Below are 15,839 nucleotides of genomic sequence, written 5' to 3'. Positions count from 1 at the left end.
CAGGCCCCGGAGCGCTGCTACCGGGGCCATTCTTTATGCCACTGTCACCAGTTCGCGGGTGGATTTCACGCCCTGATGCATCAGCGTCATCAGCGCTTCCAGTACCCCGCCGCCAATCGCTCTGGCTTTGTCAGAGACGCTGGTAAAATCGGCTGACGCGCCACGCGGGTCGATATCGCCAATTTTAAAGCCACTGTTCACCACCAGTCCGTCGTTCAAAAGCCCGCGCACCATCCCCGACAGTGGTGCCAGAATCTCGGTTTCACCGATACGGGCAATCATCTCCCCTTCACTGACAATGTCGCCGAGCTGAACGCAGGCATTCATCACACCTGCGACCGGTGCGCGAATCACGCGACGAGACGTGTAACCCTGGATATTGCCGGGAATACCGGTGTTTTCCTGCGCCGTACCCTGGTAGATCACCTGCCCTAACCAGTGACCACGGTTGGTTTCGATCACCGCATGGCAGTCTTTTCCGGCGCTGAAGCCTGGCCCGAGCGCTATGGTAATCGGCGCCATGTCGATGCGCGTGCCCATGTTTTCTTTCGCCAGAATGGCATCAACCACGCCCCCAGGTTTCAGCAGCTCGAGCGACTGGCATAGCGGATCAATCAGTACGGGTATCACGCCACTGTCAGCAGCGCTAATGGCTTCTTCCGCTGACGCGACCCGTCGCGCTGTCACGCCTTCGACCTGCGTTTCACCCTGGAAAACCGCCTGCGCGAATGCCACACTGCGGCGGATCACTGTCGGTTTTTCCACTTCCAACATGATGACTTTGAACCCGGCATGCCAGAGACGCAGTGCCACGCCGGTGGCGATATCCCCCGCGCCACGGATCACCACACGTTGATGCTGCGACGGATGTGGTGCCGCCATCATCAGCCCACCCGCGGCGTGATTTTTAACCTGCAGGATCTCCGCCAGCACGCTGATGGCGATTTCATGCGGCGTTTCCGCGCCAATGTTAAACCCCACCGGCGCATGCAAACGCGCGATGTCGTTCTCATCCACACCGTTTTCCCGCATCTGCCGCAGAAAGACCTGCACCTTACGGCGGCTGGCCAGTAACCCAAGCCACGCCACCGGCTGAACAATCAGTTTATCCAGCGCTTCACGGTCCTTATTGTTAGTAGCGATGAGGACGAAGTTCTCAGGTTTAATGTCCAGTTGATCCACTGCCGCGGTGAAGGAATCAGCATGCAGTAATTCGGCAGAAGGTGGGAAATAGTCCGGATTAAGGCTCTCCTGGTAGATATCGGCGACAGCGATTTCAAAGCCGAGCAGCGCGGCACCCTGCGCAATCGCGCGGTTAACGTGCCCGGCGCCAATCAGCACCAGACGCGGCCGTAAACCGTGAACGCTGATGTAGACTGACATCGCGCCGCCGCAATCAGAACCTACGGCATCGGCACCATTTCGCGCCATGCGGCCATGAAACATCCGCGGTTTCTTTTCTCTCAGCGCGTCGAGCGCTTCATCAATAACTTTGCGCTCCACCATTCCGCCACCGATGGTCCCACTGATGGTCCCGTCTTCACGCACCAGCATCTGTGCGGAGTGGCGCGGCGTAGAGCCCCTGCTGTCGACAATCTGCGCCAGGGCGAACGGTCGGTTTTGTTCTTCGAGTTTTGCAGCTTCTGAGAAAATATTCATAAAAACCTCAATGGATATCCCTTCAATGACCCCAGCGGTCCGGCGTCGCTATCTCACCAGTCTGCGTGTGATGGCGGGGTTTTCCTGTACGGCCCCCAACCAGACGGCATCGGCCTCTCCGTTCTCCAGCACAGTGGAAAACAGCGGCGCGGGTAATTTCTCATTTTGAGAAATCTGGTTCAGCAGCCAGACCCGGCGACAGCCAGGCGGCACGTTTTTGAACGCCCCCTGTGGGTGTTTAACCAGCCGAAACAGCATGGGGAAATCCAGCGTATCTTCAGGCTCCGCGCCAGTGATGCGGGAAAATACAGGCCAGCGATGAACATTGTCTGGCCCCACCGGTTGCCCGAGCATTCCCCCGCCCGTTACCGCAACCACGCAATGACTGGTTTGAGGTATGCAAGGTTCATGCTCATCTGGCGCCTTAATAGCAAAACCGTGAGCGCCGTCGGCTTCGACCAGAATGACGTCACAGTCAGCACGCGCCGCCAGCGCATCTATGGTTTGCGGCGTAAATCCACGTACTTTGCCGGCCTCCGGTAACCAGCGGGAGAAGCAGGCCGCCAGCGGTTGTTGAAAAAACGCCGCAGGCAGTTGAGCGGGATTGCGACACAACATAACGGGGCACTGTTCAGCGGGAAGAAACATATTGGTGGTCGTGGTGATCAGCACGCGTCTGCCCGCCTGGCGGAAGAGTGTCGCCAGCCAGAACAGCGTGCTGGTTTTCCCCCCTGCGCCGACGGCGGATATCACCAGCGGGCGAACAAATGCGCCCAAATCACAAAACAGGGTTTCACGTTGAGGTATATTTTCCATTCGCTAAATTGCTTCTGGTTATATTGGGTAAGCTATGCAACAGATCGACTGTATTATTACCGCTGCGGGATTATCTTCACGTATGGGACAGTGGAAAATGATGTTACCCTGGCAGCAAGGAACAATTCTTGATGCAAGTATTAAAAACGCAATGCAATTTTGCTCGCGTATTATTTTAGTTACTGGCTTTCGCGGCGATGCGTTACATCAACGCTACGCGAAAAATGATAATCTTCTGCTGGTAGATAATCCTGATTATGCCAACGGGCTCTTCTCTTCCATCGTCACGGGCGCCCGCCATGTGGAAACTGAATACTGTTTTATTACCCACGGCGACATCCCCTGTCTCAATGAAAAAATCTTCAGCAAACTCTGGGTGTTACGCGGTGATTACGCCCTTATTCCGCACCACAACGGCACGCCGGGCCACCCTGTGCTGATCAATCAGTCCACGCTACAAGCTGCTGTTTCTCAACGGCTAACCCGCTCGATGCGCAATGCGTTACTGACCGGGAAACATCGCTGTATCGACATGGAAGAACCGGAAATCATTTTTGATATCGATACGCCGCAAGATTTTATCAACCTGCAAGATAATTATCGGGGTTAATTTACCCAGTTAATCGTTTGCGCGCCCGCAAATAAACTCTTCGCAGGTGAATTTATCATTATGATAGTTAAAAATGATATTTGAGAAATATAACCCTCGCGGTGAAATGAGTGAGTGTAATTCTCATTTAACCGACGTGAGATAATTCACAAACCGACCTTAACTTTCGAGACGCTTCACATTTTTTCATTCTTCCTTCCTTCCACGGTAATAACTGGTGCGAATGTTGCTCTGATTAACCCAATCCGCCGGAGTGACTGCCATTCCGGCCATGTTGATTCCACCTGATACACCGCTGTGTATATGAAACTAAGGAGAGGGTTATGGGGGATATCATGCGTCCCATTCCGTTTGAGGAACTTTTGACGCGCATTTTTGATGAATACCAGAACCACCATTCAATTTTCGGTATTCCTGAAGAGCAGTTCTATTCACCGGTGAAAGAGCATCAGCTCAGTGTGTTTGGTGAAACCTGCGCGACGCCGATTGGCCCCGCCGCCGGGCCGCATACCCAGCTCGCGCAAAACATCATTACTTCATGGCTGACGGGTGGGCGCTTCATCGAACTGAAAACGGTGCAAATCCTCGACAGGCTGGAACTGGAAAAGCCCTGTATTGATGCTGAAGACGAGTGCTTCAACACCGAATGGTCCACCGAATTTACGTTGCTGAAAGCCTGGGACGAGTACCTGAAAGCCTGGTTTGTACTGCATCTGCTGGAAACCATCTTCCCTCTCACCCCGACCCGCGCCGGGAAATCCTTCATCTTCAATATGAGTGTGGGCTATAACCTTGACGGTATTAAACAGCCGCCAATGCAGCAGTTCATCGACAACATGATGAACGCCGCCGCCCATCCGAAATTCGCGCTCTACCGCGACACGCTGAACCGCTGGCTGCGTGATGACGAGTTCCTTCGCCGCCACCAGCTCGAAGATATTCGCTGCCAGCTCGCCACACTGACGGAGCACATTCCAGCGACGATGGTCCATGGCGTCACTCTGTCGACTATGCACGGCTGCCCGCCTGACGAAATCGAAGCCATCTGCCGCTACATGCTGGAAGAAAAAGGGCTTAACACCTTTGTGAAACTCAACCCGACGCTGCTCGGTTATCAGCGGGTGCGTGAAATCCTCGATACCTGCGGCTTTGATTATGTCGGCCTGAAAGAAGAATCCTTCGAGCATGACCTGAAAATCGGCCAGGCACTGGAGATGCTGCAACGCCTGATGGTGCTGGCGAAAGAGAAAGGGCTCGGCTTTGGCGTGAAGCTGACCAACACACTCGGCACCATCAACAACAAAGGTGCATTGCCGGGTGATGAAATGTACATGTCAGGCCGCGCGCTGTTCCCGCTCTCCATCAACGTTGCCGCCCTGCTTTCCCGCGCTTTCGACGGCAAACTGCCAATCTCTTATTCCGGCGGTGCCAGCCAGCTCACGATTAAAGATATTTTCGAAACCGGCATTCGCCCCATCACCATGGCGACCGATCTGCTGAAACCCGGTGGCTATCTGCGTCTGAGCGAATGCATGCGCGAACTGGAACAAGCCGACGGCTGGGAGATGAACCATGTCGATGTTGCGCGCCTGAACGCCCTGGCGGAACGGGCCGTCAGCATGGAGTACACACAGAAACACTGGAAACCGGAAGAGCGTATCGACGTCGGCGAAAAACTGCCAATGACGGACTGCTACGTAGCGCCGTGCGTCACAGCCTGCGCCATTAAGCAGGACATCCCGGAATACATCCGCCTGATGGGTGAGCACCGTTACGCCGATGCGCTGGAATTGATTTACCAGCGTAACGCCCTGCCTGCCATCACGGGTCATATCTGCGATCACCAGTGCCAGTACAACTGTACGCGTCTCGACTACGACAGCGCGCTGAACATTCGCGAACTGAAAAAGGTCGCGCTGGAAAAAGGCTGGAACGAGTATCAGCAGCGCTGGCATAAACCGGCGGGGTCTGGTTCTCTGAACCCGGTCGCCGTGATTGGCGCAGGCCCGGCAGGTCTGGCGGCAGGCTATTTCCTTGCCCGTGCCGGGCACCCGGTGACGCTGTTTGAACGCGAAGAAAACGCAGGCGGCGTGGTCAGAAATATCATTCCGCAATTCCGTATTCCTGGCGAACTCATCCAGCACGACATTGATTTCGTGGTCGCCCACGGCGTAAACATTGTTTACGGCTGCGATCCGCACCTGACAGTCGATCAGCTAAAACAGGAAGGCTTCAGATATGTGCTGGTCGGCACCGGTACTGCAAAAAACAACGGCGTGAAGCTGGCAGGCGATAACCAGAACGTCTGGAAATCGCTGCAGTTCCTCCGTGATTACAATCTCGGCAAACCCTTACAGCCCGGCAAACATGTTGTCGTGGTAGGTGCCGGTAATACCGCGATGGACTGCGCGCGTACCGCGCTTCGCATACCGGGTGTGGAAAAAGCCACCGTCGTCTATCGCCGCTCCTTGCAGGAAATGCCTGCCTGGCGCGAGGAGTACGAAGAGGCTCTGCATGACGGTGTCGAATTCCAGTTCCTGAGCAACCCGGAAAAATTCGACCGCGACGGCACACTGACCGTGCGTGTCATGAAACTGGGCGAGGCCGATGAACAAGGTCGCCGTCGCCCGGTAGAGACTGACGAAACCCGCACCATACAGGTCGATACGCTGATCACGGCCATTGGCGAACAGCAGGATGCCGACGCGCTGGACGCGATGGGGATCCCGTTAGATACGCGCGGCTGGCCGGAAGTCAACGCCGACGGGGAGACCCGTAAGCCAGACGTGTTCCTGATTGGCGACGTACAACGCGGTCCGTCTTCGATCGTCTCTGCTATCGGCAACGCCCGTAGAGCTACCGATGTTATTCTTGCGCGGGAAAACATCCGTTCACACTACGGAGACAAACGTTGGAACAACGTCGATCCGGCAGACATCTATCGCCGCAAAGGGGCAATCTCCATCGCACTAGTGGATAAAGACGACCGCGACGCCTTCGTGGCGCAGGAAGCTTCCCGCTGTCTGGAATGTAACTACGTCTGCAGCAAATGCGTGGATGTATGTCCAAACCGCGCCAACGTCTCCATTGCCGTACCGGGGTTCCAGAACCGTTTTCAAACGCTGCATCTGGATGCCTACTGCAACGAATGCGGCAACTGCGCGCAATTCTGCCCGTGGCAGGGCAAACCCTACAAAGACAAGCTCACCATTTTCAGCCTGCCTCAGGATTTCGCTAACAGCACCAACCCCGGCTTCCTGATTGAGGATACGCGCGTGCACGTCCGCCAGGATAACCAGACCTGGGTGCTGAACATCGATGAGCAAGGCAGCTTTGAGCAGGTACCGCCGCAGCTTGACGCCACCTGCCGCATCATCAGCCATGTGCATCAGCATCATCACTACCTGCTTGGCAGCGTGGAGGTATAAGCATGTTAATTTTGAAAAATGTCACCGCCGCACAGCTCTATCCGGCCATGGTGATGGAAAACGTCGATATCGCCATTGAAGGCGATATCCTCCACGACATCGGCCCCGGACTCAGCCAGCGTTACCCGCAGGCGCAGGTAAAAGAGATGCATGGTCGTCTGGTCATGCCAGGCATTGTCTGCTCACATAACCATTTTTACTCCGGATTATCGCGCGGCATTCAGGCCAACATCGCTCCCTGCCCGGACTTCATCTCGACGCTCAAAAATCTGTGGTGGAAGCTTGATCGCGCGCTGGATGAAGAATCCCTGTATTACAGCGGGCTGGTGTGTTCTATAGAGGCCATCCGCAGCGGCTGTACGGCGGTTATCGATCACCACGCCTCGCCCAATTACATTGCGGGCTCACTGAGCCAGTTGCGTAACGCGTTCCTCAAAGTGGGGCTGCGCGGCATGACCTGCTTCGAGACCACTGATCGCAACGGCGGCCTGAAAGAACAGCAGGCAGGCGTCGAAGAAAACATCCGCTTCGCACATGAAATTGACAGCGCACGTGAAAAAGGCGCTGAACCGTGGCTGGTGGAAGCGCATATCGGTGCCCACGCACCGTTCACCGTTTCCGATGAAGGGCTGTCGATGCTGCGTGAAGCGGTTAAGGCGACGGATCGCGGGTTACATATCCATGCGGCGGAAGACCGCTACGACGTCTCGCACAGCCACCATCACTACGGCAAAGACCTGCTGGAAAGACTGGCGGAATACGACCTGCTCAACAGCAAAACGTTGGTCGCGCACGGCCTTTATCTTTCTGAAAACGACACTCGGCTGCTCAATGACCACGACGGTTTCCTGGTGCATAACGCCCGTTCCAACATGAACAACCAGGTCGGTTACAACTCACATCTGACGCAAATCCGTAACCTCGCGCTGGGTACGGACGGCATCGGCTCCGACATGTTTGAAGAGATGAAATTCGCCTTCTTCAAACACCGCGACGCTGGTGGCCCGTTATGGCCAGACAGCTTTGCCCGCGCGCTAAGCAACGGCAACGCCCTGCTGAGCCGCAACTTCCACGCCAAATTTGGCCGACTGGAAGCAGGTTACAAGGCCGATCTGACGATCTGCGATTACGTCTCTCCGACGCCGCTTATCGCGGAAAACATTGCCGGGCATATCGCGTTTGGCCTCGGCGCCAGCAGCGTGAATAGCGTGATGGTCAACGGCGTGATGGTCTACGAGAACCGACAGTTCACCTTTGATTGTGAACCCATCTTTGCCGAAGCCAGGAAGGTCGCCGCCCGGCTATGGCAACGCATGGATGCGCTGAACTAACCCTGTCCCTCCCCGCCCGCAGCGGGGAGGAGCCGAAGAGGATGAATCATGTTAGAGCAATTTTTCCGACCAGACTCCATCGAACAGGCACTGGAGTTGAAACGCCACTACAAAGAGCAGGCCGTCTGGTTTGCCGGTGGAAGCAAGCTCAACGCAACGCCGGGCCGCACGGACAAACGTATTGCGATCTCCCTCGAAGACCTGTCACTCGACTGGGCTGACTGGGACAACGGCTGCCTGCGTATTGGTCTCATGACCCGGCTCCAGACGCTGCGAGAGCTGCATTTTATTCCTGACGCCCTGCACGACGCGCTGGGATTCATCGACTCCCGCCATCTGCGGAATCAGTCGACCCTCGGCGGTGAGATCGCCGCGCGGCAGGAGGAATCTGTGCTGTTGCCGGTTCTGCTGGCGCTGGATGCCTTACTGGTTTTCGCCAATGGCGAAACTTTGCCGCTGGAAGCCTGGCTTGCTTCGCGCGACGACCAGTTGTTAACGGAAATCGTCATTCACGATCCGTTCCGCCCCTGCGCGACCCGCAGAATCAGCCGTTCACATGCCGGCCTTTCCGTTCTTACGGCGGCCGTAGCGCTTACCGACGATGGCGAAACGCGTATCGCGCTGGATGGCGTTGCCGATATCCCGCTCCGATTGCGTGACGTCGAAGCACAGCAACTGGAAGGTGAAGCCCTGGAAATGGCCGTTCGCGCCGCGGTATTCCCGCGAGAGGACATTCGCGGCAGCGTCGCCTACAAACGCTATATCGCTGGTGTTGTCGTGGCGGATCTCTACGCCGACTGCCAGCAGATGGGAGAAGAATTAGCATGATCATTCATTTCACTCTGAATGGCGGCGCACGAGAGCTGAAAGTGGCGCCTGGGGAAAACGTCCAGCGCCTGTTGTTCTCGCTCGGTATGCACTCGGTGCGCAACAGCGACGACGGGTTTGGTTTCGCCGGTTCCGATGCCATCCTGTTTAACGGCCGCATCGTCAATGCCTCACTGCTGATCGCTGCACAACTGGATCGCGCGACGGTACTCACCGCTGAGTCACTGGGAAGCTGGAATCAGCTGAGTCTGGTGCAACAGGCGATGGTCGATGTGGGCGTGGTGCAGTCCGGCTTCAACGATCCTGCAGCGGCGCTGATCATCACCGATCTGCTGGAGAGGATCGCCGACCCGACCCGCGAAGAGATTGACGATGCGCTTTCCGGCCTGTTCAGCCGCGATGCGGGCTATCAGCAGTTTTATCAGGTCATCGAACTGGCCGTGGCGCGTAAGGAAAACCCGCAGCTCGCCGCCAGCTATGCGCCGACGTTCCGCGAGGATTTGGCCCTGATCGGCAAAGTGCATCCAAAATCCGACGCCGCCAAAATGGTACAGGCGAAACCCTGCTACGTTGAAGACCGAATCACCCCGGACGCCTGCGTGATTAAAATGCTGCGCAGCCCGCATCCGCACGCCATCATTACCCGTCTCGACGTCAGTAAAGCCGAGGCCCTGCCCGGCGTTGTTCATGTCATTACGCACCTGAACTGCCCGGATATTTACTACACCCCTGGCGGGCAAAGCGCGCCAGAGCCGTCACCGCTCGACAGACGCATGTTCAGTAAAAAGCTGCGCCATGTCGGAGACCGTATCGCCGCTGTGGTAGCGGAAAGTGAAGAAATTGCCCTCGCCGCGCTGAAGCTTATCGAGGTGGAATACGAGCTGCTGAAACCGGTGATGACCATTGATGAAGCGATGGCAGAAGATGCCCCAGTAGTGCATGACGAACCGGTTATTTACGTGGCGGGCGCTCCTGATACGCTGGAAGAGGACAACCGCCATGCGGCACAGCGCGGCGAGCATATGATCATCAACTTCCCGATCGGCTCCCGCCCGCGCAAAAATATCGCCGCCAGCCTGCATGGCCACATCGGTGATATGGAACGTGGCTTTGCGGATGCAGACGTGATTATTGAGCGCACCTACCGTTCCACACAGGCGCAACAATGCCCGACCGAACCGCATATTTGCTTCACCCGCATGGATGGCGATCGGCTGGTGATCCACGCGTCCACACAAGTGCCATGGCACGTCCGCCGTCAGGTGGCGCGCATAGTAGGCATGAAGCAGAACAAAGTTCATGTGATTAAAGAGCGTGTCGGCGGCGGCTTTGGCTCGAAACAGGACATTCTGCTGGAAGAGGTCTGCGCCTGGGCTACCTGCGTGACCGGGCGTCCGGTCTATTTCCGCTATACCCGTGAAGAGGAGTTTATTGCCAACACCTCGCGCCACGTGGCGAAAGTGACGGTCAAACTGGGTGCCAAAAAAGATGGTCGTCTGACCGCGATCAGCATGGATTTCCGCGCCAATACGGGGCCGTTTGGCAACCACTCGCTTACCGTGCCGTCCAATGGCCCGGCGTTGTCGCTGCCACTGTATCCCTGCGACAACGTGGATTTCCAGGTCACTACCTACTACAGCAACATGTGCCCGGCAGGCGCATACCAGGGCTATGGCGCGCCAAAAGGTAACTTTGCCATCACCATGGCGCTGGCAGAGCTGGCCGAACAACTGAATATCGATCAACTGGAGATCATCGAGCGTAACCGCGTGCATGAAGGTCAGCCGCTGAAGATCCTCGGTGCGATCGGAGAAGGTAAAGCGCCGACGTCGGTGCCTACCGCCGCCAGTTGCGCACTGGAGGAGATCCTCCGTCAGGGGCGTGAGTTGATCCAATGGGATTCCCCGAAACCGCACGACGGCGACTGGCGCATTGGTCGCGGCGTCGCGATCATCATGCAGAAATCGGGGATCCCGGATATCGATCAGGCCAACTGCATGATCAAGCTGGAATCGGATGGCACCTTTATCGTCCATTCCGGCGGGGCGGATATCGGCACCGGGCTGGATACCGTGGTCGCCAAACTGTCGGCGGAAGTGTTGCACTGCCCACTGGCGGACGTACATGTCATCTCCGGCGATACCGACCACGGGCTGTTTGATAAAGGCGCGTACGCCTCGTCAGGCACCTGTTTCTCTGGCAACGCGGCGCGGATGGCGGCAGAAAATCTGCGCGAGAAAATTCTGTTCCACGGCGCACAGATGATCGGCGAACCGCTGGAAGATGTTGTGCTGGTGGCACCGGGTATCGTACGCGGTCAACGCGGCGAAGTCAGTTTTGCCGAGATCGCCCATAAAGGCGAAACCGGCACTGGCTTTGGCTCGCTGGTGGCGTCGGCCTGCTACATCACGCCAGATTTCGCCTTCCCGTATGGCGCTAACTTCGCAGAAGTGGCGATAAACATGCGTAGCGGCGAGATCCGCCTGGAGAAGTTCTATGCCCTGCTCGACTGCGGGACGCCGGTCAACCCGGACCTGGCGCTGGGGCAAATCTACGGCGCCTCCCTGCGCGCCATCGGTCACAGTCTGTCAGAAGAGATCCTCTACGACGACGAAGGCCACCCGATTACCCGCGATCTGCGCAGCTACGGCGCACCGAAAATCGGCGATATACCGCGCGATTTCCGTGCTGTGCTGGTACCGAGCGATGACAAGGTCGGCCCGTTTGGCGCCAAGTCTATCTCTGAAATCGGCGTTAACGGCGCTGCGCCTTCAATTGCAACCGCCATCCATGACGCCTGTGGCGTGTGGTTGCGCGAATGGCATTTCACACCGGAGAAAATACTCACCGCACTTGGAAAACTGTAACCACGCGGGGCCGCGCTGCGGCCCCAACACAATCACCGTCAGCCCACGGCTGATGACAAGACAACATGACATGAATTCACAGGGCTGTCTGCCCTCGGTATGACGCTGTTACTGGCTAGCAGATAGTTATCAGTTGAATCAGATAATCAAATTTACCAGGAAGGAGTAAAGGGATGTCTGATATTACCCGAACTGATTCAGATCTTATTTATCAGCTGGAAGAGAAGCCGCCCGTAAACCAGAGCCTGATTGGCGCAATCACTCATTTGCTCGCCATCTTTGTGCCTATGGTCACCCCGGCGCTTATTGTCGGTACCGCATTACAACTCTCGACCGATACCACCGCTTATCTGGTATCAATGGCGATGATTGCCTCTGGTGTTGGCACCTGGTTGCAGGTCCATCGCTACGGCTGCATCGGCTCCGGATTGCTGTCGATCCAGTCGGTCAATTTTTCCTTCGTGACCGTGATGATTGCGCTCGGTAGCAGCATGAAAAGCGACGGATTACATGAAGAGTTAATCATGTCTTCCCTGCTGGGTGTCTCATTCGTCGGGGCGTTTCTGGTGGTCGGCTCGTCGTTTATTCTCCCCTACCTCCGCCGTGTCATTACACCTACCGTTAGCGGCATCGTGGTGCTGATGATCGGCCTGAGCCTGATCAAAGTCGGCATCATTGATTTTGGCGGCGGGTTTGCGGCAAAAAGCAGCGGCACGTTTGGCAACTATCAGAATATTGGCGTCGGTCTGCTGGTTCTGCTGGTGGTCATTGGGTTCAACTGCATGCGCAGTCCGTTACTTCGCATGAGCGGGATCGCCATCGGTTTACTGGTGGGCTATGTGGTCTCGTTTTTCCTCGGGATGGTGGATTTCAGCAGCCTGCGCAATCTGCCGATCATTACCGTGCCACAGCCGTTCAAGTATGGCTTTTCCTTTAATTTTCATCACTTCCTGGTGGTCGGCACCATCTATTTGCTGAGCGTGCTGGAAGCCGTCGGCGATATCACCGCTACCGCGATGGTGTCACAGCGGCCGATCAAAGGCGAAGAGTATGAATCGCGCCTGAAAGGTGGCGTACTGGCAGATGGACTGGTTTCGGTCATTGCCTCCGCACTCGGCTCCCTGCCGCTTACCACCTTTGCGCAGAACAACGGGGTAATCCAGATGACCGGCGTCGCATCGCGCTACGTCGGACGCTTTATCGCCATCATGCTGATCGTGCTCGGCTTATTCCCTGGGATCGGGCGATTCTTCACGACCATTCCGTCACCGGTACTTGGCGGTGCCATGACGCTGATGTTCTCAATGATCGCCATCGCCGGGATCCGCATCATCATCTCCAACGGGCTGCGGCGCCGGGAAACGCTGATTGTCGCCACTTCGTTAGGCCTGGGTCTTGGCGTCTCTTACGATCCCGCCATCTTCCAGGTGCTGCCCCCGTCACTTTACGTGCTGGTTGAAAATCCCATCTGTGCCGGAGGGCTGACGGCGATTGCGCTCAACCTGCTCATCCCGCTCAGACGAGATGAGCAAAAAAACGCCACCACCAGCATCAATGAACTGGAATAACTAAGGAATTATGTATGTCAGGAGAACACACCATTAAAGCCATTCGCGGCGCGTTTCTTGATGTCACCCGTGCGGTGGAACATCCCGAAGAGATCGAATCCGCACTGCGGTTTATTGAGGATGGCTTACTACTGGTTCGTAACGGAAAAGTAGAATGGTTTGGCGAGTGGCAGGACGGAAAATCCCGCGTGCCCGCCAGCGTTCGCATTCGTGACTATCGCGGTAAGCTGATTGTGCCGGGTTTCGTCGATACGCACATCCATTATCCGCAATGTGAAATGGTCGGGGCTTACGGCGAGCAATTGCTGGAATGGCTGAGCAAACATACATTCCCGACGGAACAGCGCTATGCCGATCTCGACTACGCCCGGGAAATGTCTGCGTTTTTCCTCAAGCAACTGCTGCGCAACGGCACCACCACGGCGCTGGTGTTTGGCACTGTGCACCCGCAGTCAGTGGATGCGCTGTTTGAGGCGGCCAGCCACATCAATATGCGACTTATTGCCGGTAAGGTGATGATGGACCGCAACGCACCGGAATATCTGCTGGATGACGCCGAATCAAGCTATCAACAAAGCAAAGCACTGATTGAACGCTGGCACAAAAATGGCCGTTTGCTCTACGCCATTACGCCGCGCTTCGCTCCTACTTCTACGCCAGAACAATTAGCCATGGCCCGGAAACTGCGCGAAGAATTTCCCGATACCTGGGTGCATACGCATCTCAGTGAAAACGTGGAAGAGATCGCCTGGGTCAAAGAACTGTTCCCGGAGCGGGATGGCTACCTGGATGTTTACCACCACTACGGGCTGACGGGAAAAAGATCCGTGTTCGCCCACTGCGTGCATCTGGAAGAGAAAGAGTGGGATTGCCTGAGCCATACGCATTCAGCCATCGCGTTCTGCCCGACCTCTAACCTGTATCTCGGTAGCGGATTGTTCAATCTGCAAAAAGCCTGGCACAAGAACGTCGCCGTGGGCGTCGGGACCGATATCGGCGCAGGCACCACCTTCAACATGCTGCAAACGCTGAACGAAGCCTACAAAGTCATGCAGCTTCAGGGATGTCGGTTGTCAGCCTATGAAGCGTTTTATCTGGCGACGCTGGGCGGGGCCCGCTCGCTGGGTCTCGATGACTGTATTGGCAATTTCCATCCAGGCAAAGAGGCCGATTTTGTCGTGCTGGAGCCGACCGCAACGCCGCTTCAGCAGCTGCGCTACGACAACTCGGCGTCCCTCATCGACAAGCTGTTCGTCATGATTACCCTGGGCGACGATCGCTCGATTTATCGCACGTATGTCGATGGCCGTCTGGTTTATGAACGTACCTGATAAAAAATCACTTTCTGCAGGGGATACCACTATGGCAGACGATTCACTACGCACTCCCGGCGCCGCCAACCCGCGCGGCGGCCTGGATGCATATTTTAAAATTTCCGCACGCGGTAGTTCGGTACGTCAGGAGATCCTGGCGGGCCTGACCACCTTCCTGGCGATGGTTTACTCGGTGATTGTGGTTCCCGGAATGCTGGGCAAAGCCGGGTTTTCACCCGGCGCGGTGTTTGTCGCCACCTGCCTGGTGGCGGGGTTTGGCTCATTACTGATGGGGCTGTGGGCAAACCTGCCAATGGCGATCGGTTGCGCTATTTCACTGACCGCCTTTACCGCGTTCAGCCTGGTGCTGGGCCAGCAAATCTCCATTCCTGTGGCGCTTGGCGCGGTCTTTCTGATGGGGGTAATTTTTACCGCCATCTCTGTCACTGGCGTGCGCTCATGGATCCTGCGTAATTTGCCGATGGGGATCGCCCACGGCACCGGGATCGGCATCGGGCTGTTCCTGTTGCTGATTGCCGCCAGCGGCGTCGGGCTGGTGATCAAAAACCCGCTTGATGGCATGCCGGTTGCGCTGGGTGCCTTCACTTCCTTTCCGGTGATGATGACTCTGCTGGGCTTAGCGATGATCTTTGGTCTGGAGAAAAGCAAAATTCCCGGCGGGATCCTGCTGACGATCATCGGTATTTCGATCATCGGTCTGATTTTTGATCCGGCGGTGAAATACCACGGACTGATTGCGATGCCGTCGTTGACTGATGACAAGGGCAATTCGCTGATCTTCACCCTCGATATTATGGGCGCGCTGAAGCCGTATGTGCTGCCGAGCGTGCTGGCGCTGGTGATGACCGCCGTCTTTGACGCTACGGGCACCATCCGCGCCGTCGCCGGGCAGGCAAATCTGCTGGATGAGAACAACCAGATCATCAATGGTGGCAAAGCGCTGACCAGCGACTCGGTCAGCTCTATCTTCTCCGGGCTGGTCGGTGCGGCCCCGGCGGCGGTGTATATCGAATCTGCGGCGGGAACTGCTGCGGGGGGCAAAACCGGTCTCACTGCGGTGGTGGTCGGTGTGCTGTTCCTGTTAGTACTTTTCCTGTCACCGCTCTCGTACCTGATCCCCGGTTACGCCACCGCACCTGCGCTGATGTACGTCGGGTTGCTGATGCTGAGCAACGTTTCGAAGCTCGACTTTGGCGACTTTATTGATGCGATGTCAGGCCTGGTGTGCGCAGTGTTTATCGTGCTGACCTGTAACATCGTAACCGGCATCATGCTTGGATTTGTGACACTGGTGGTCGGGCGCGTGTTTGCGCGGAAATGGCAGAAACTGAATATCGGTACGATCGCTATCGCGGTGGTGCTGGTTGTCTTCTACGCGGGTGGCTGGGCCATCTGACA

At 56.5% G+C, this 15,839-nt stretch carries 10 protein-coding genes; 8 read left to right on the top strand and 2 right to left on the bottom strand.

What is annotated here, in order from left to right:
* Positions 1-33: 33 nt before the first annotated feature.
* Both yqeB and yqeC read right to left on the bottom strand, forming a co-directional pair.
* Positions 34-1,659, bottom strand: a complete 1,626-nt coding sequence (gene yqeB / locus GTGU_RS21945; RefSeq protein ID WP_038162638.1) for a selenium-dependent molybdenum cofactor biosynthesis protein YqeB — start codon at positions 1,657-1,659, stop codon at positions 34-36.
* Positions 1,660-1,707: 48 nt separating this feature from the next.
* Positions 1,708-2,475, bottom strand: coding sequence for a selenium cofactor biosynthesis protein YqeC (gene yqeC, locus GTGU_RS21940; RefSeq protein ID WP_038162633.1), 768 nt, complete (start codon positions 2,473-2,475; stop codon positions 1,708-1,710).
* Between the two features lie 34 nt (positions 2,476-2,509).
* On the opposite strand from yqeC, the gene GTGU_RS21935 reads away from it, so the two are divergent.
* The 8 genes from GTGU_RS21935 (at position 2,510) to GTGU_RS21900 (ending at position 15,837) form a co-directional block, all read left to right on the top strand.
* Positions 2,510-3,085 (top strand): NTP transferase domain-containing protein, encoded by a 576-nt coding sequence (locus tag GTGU_RS21935; protein WP_038162629.1) that lies wholly within the window; start codon positions 2,510-2,512, stop codon positions 3,083-3,085.
* Between the two features lie 323 nt (positions 3,086-3,408).
* Complete coding sequence (gene ygfK / locus GTGU_RS21930; RefSeq protein WP_038162628.1) at positions 3,409-6,513, top strand: putative selenate reductase subunit YgfK; 3,105 nt, start codon at positions 3,409-3,411, stop codon at positions 6,511-6,513.
* Positions 6,510-7,844 (top strand): putative aminohydrolase SsnA, encoded by a 1,335-nt coding sequence (gene ssnA / locus GTGU_RS21925; RefSeq protein ID WP_038162624.1) that lies wholly within the window; start codon positions 6,510-6,512, stop codon positions 7,842-7,844. Before ygfK ends, ssnA begins: the two co-directional genes overlap by 4 nt.
* 48 nt (positions 7,845-7,892) lie before the next feature.
* The gene (gene ygfM / locus GTGU_RS21920; protein ID WP_038162622.1) at positions 7,893-8,672 is read left to right on the top strand and encodes a molybdopterin-dependent oxidoreductase FAD-binding subunit; all 780 of its coding nucleotides are present in this window, start codon (positions 7,893-7,895) and stop codon (positions 8,670-8,672) included.
* Positions 8,669-11,539, top strand: coding sequence for a molybdopterin-dependent oxidoreductase Mo/Fe-S-binding subunit (locus tag GTGU_RS21915; RefSeq protein WP_038162619.1), 2,871 nt, complete (start codon positions 8,669-8,671; stop codon positions 11,537-11,539). The genes ygfM and GTGU_RS21915 overlap by 4 nt, the downstream gene beginning before the upstream one ends.
* A 173-nt stretch (positions 11,540-11,712) precedes the next feature.
* On the top strand, positions 11,713-13,107 hold the full coding sequence (locus GTGU_RS21910) for a nucleobase:cation symporter-2 family protein (protein ID WP_038162615.1): 1,395 nt from the start codon (positions 11,713-11,715) through the stop codon (positions 13,105-13,107).
* Positions 13,108-13,121: 14 nt separating this feature from the next.
* Positions 13,122-14,438, top strand: coding sequence for a guanine deaminase (gene guaD / locus GTGU_RS21905; RefSeq protein WP_038162611.1), 1,317 nt, complete (start codon positions 13,122-13,124; stop codon positions 14,436-14,438).
* Between the two features lie 31 nt (positions 14,439-14,469).
* The gene (locus GTGU_RS21900) at positions 14,470-15,837 is read left to right on the top strand and encodes an NCS2 family permease (RefSeq protein ID WP_038162608.1); all 1,368 of its coding nucleotides are present in this window, start codon (positions 14,470-14,472) and stop codon (positions 15,835-15,837) included.
* The last annotated feature ends 2 nt before the right edge of the window (positions 15,838-15,839 follow it).

It is taken from the genome of Trabulsiella guamensis ATCC 49490 (assembly GCF_000734965.1).
Taxonomy (GTDB): Bacteria; Pseudomonadota; Gammaproteobacteria; order Enterobacterales; family Enterobacteriaceae; genus Trabulsiella; species Trabulsiella guamensis.
The sequence above is the reverse complement of the archived record's forward strand: the minus strand, read 5'-3'. Positions and strand labels throughout refer to the sequence as shown.

Bases quoted from the DNA above. Each gene is read 5' to 3' on its own strand.
- yqeB (WP_038162638.1), bottom strand. From the start codon at position 1,659: ATGAATATTTTCTCAGAAGCTGCAAAACTCGAAGAACAAAACCGACCG.
- ygfM (WP_038162622.1), top strand. From the start codon at position 7,893: ATGTTAGAGCAATTTTTCCGACCAGACTCCATCGAACAGGCACTGGAG.
- GTGU_RS21910 (WP_038162615.1), top strand. From the start codon at position 11,713: ATGTCTGATATTACCCGAACTGATTCAGATCTTATTTATCAGCTGGAA.
- guaD (WP_038162611.1), top strand. From the start codon at position 13,122: ATGTCAGGAGAACACACCATTAAAGCCATTCGCGGCGCGTTTCTTGAT.
- ygfK (WP_038162628.1), top strand. From the start codon at position 3,409: ATGGGGGATATCATGCGTCCCATTCCGTTTGAGGAACTTTTGACGCGC.
- GTGU_RS21935 (WP_038162629.1), top strand. From the start codon at position 2,510: ATGCAACAGATCGACTGTATTATTACCGCTGCGGGATTATCTTCACGT.
- GTGU_RS21900 (WP_038162608.1), top strand. From the start codon at position 14,470: ATGGCAGACGATTCACTACGCACTCCCGGCGCCGCCAACCCGCGCGGC.
- GTGU_RS21915 (WP_038162619.1), top strand. From the start codon at position 8,669: ATGATCATTCATTTCACTCTGAATGGCGGCGCACGAGAGCTGAAAGTG.
- yqeC (WP_038162633.1), bottom strand. From the start codon at position 2,475: ATGGAAAATATACCTCAACGTGAAACCCTGTTTTGTGATTTGGGCGCA.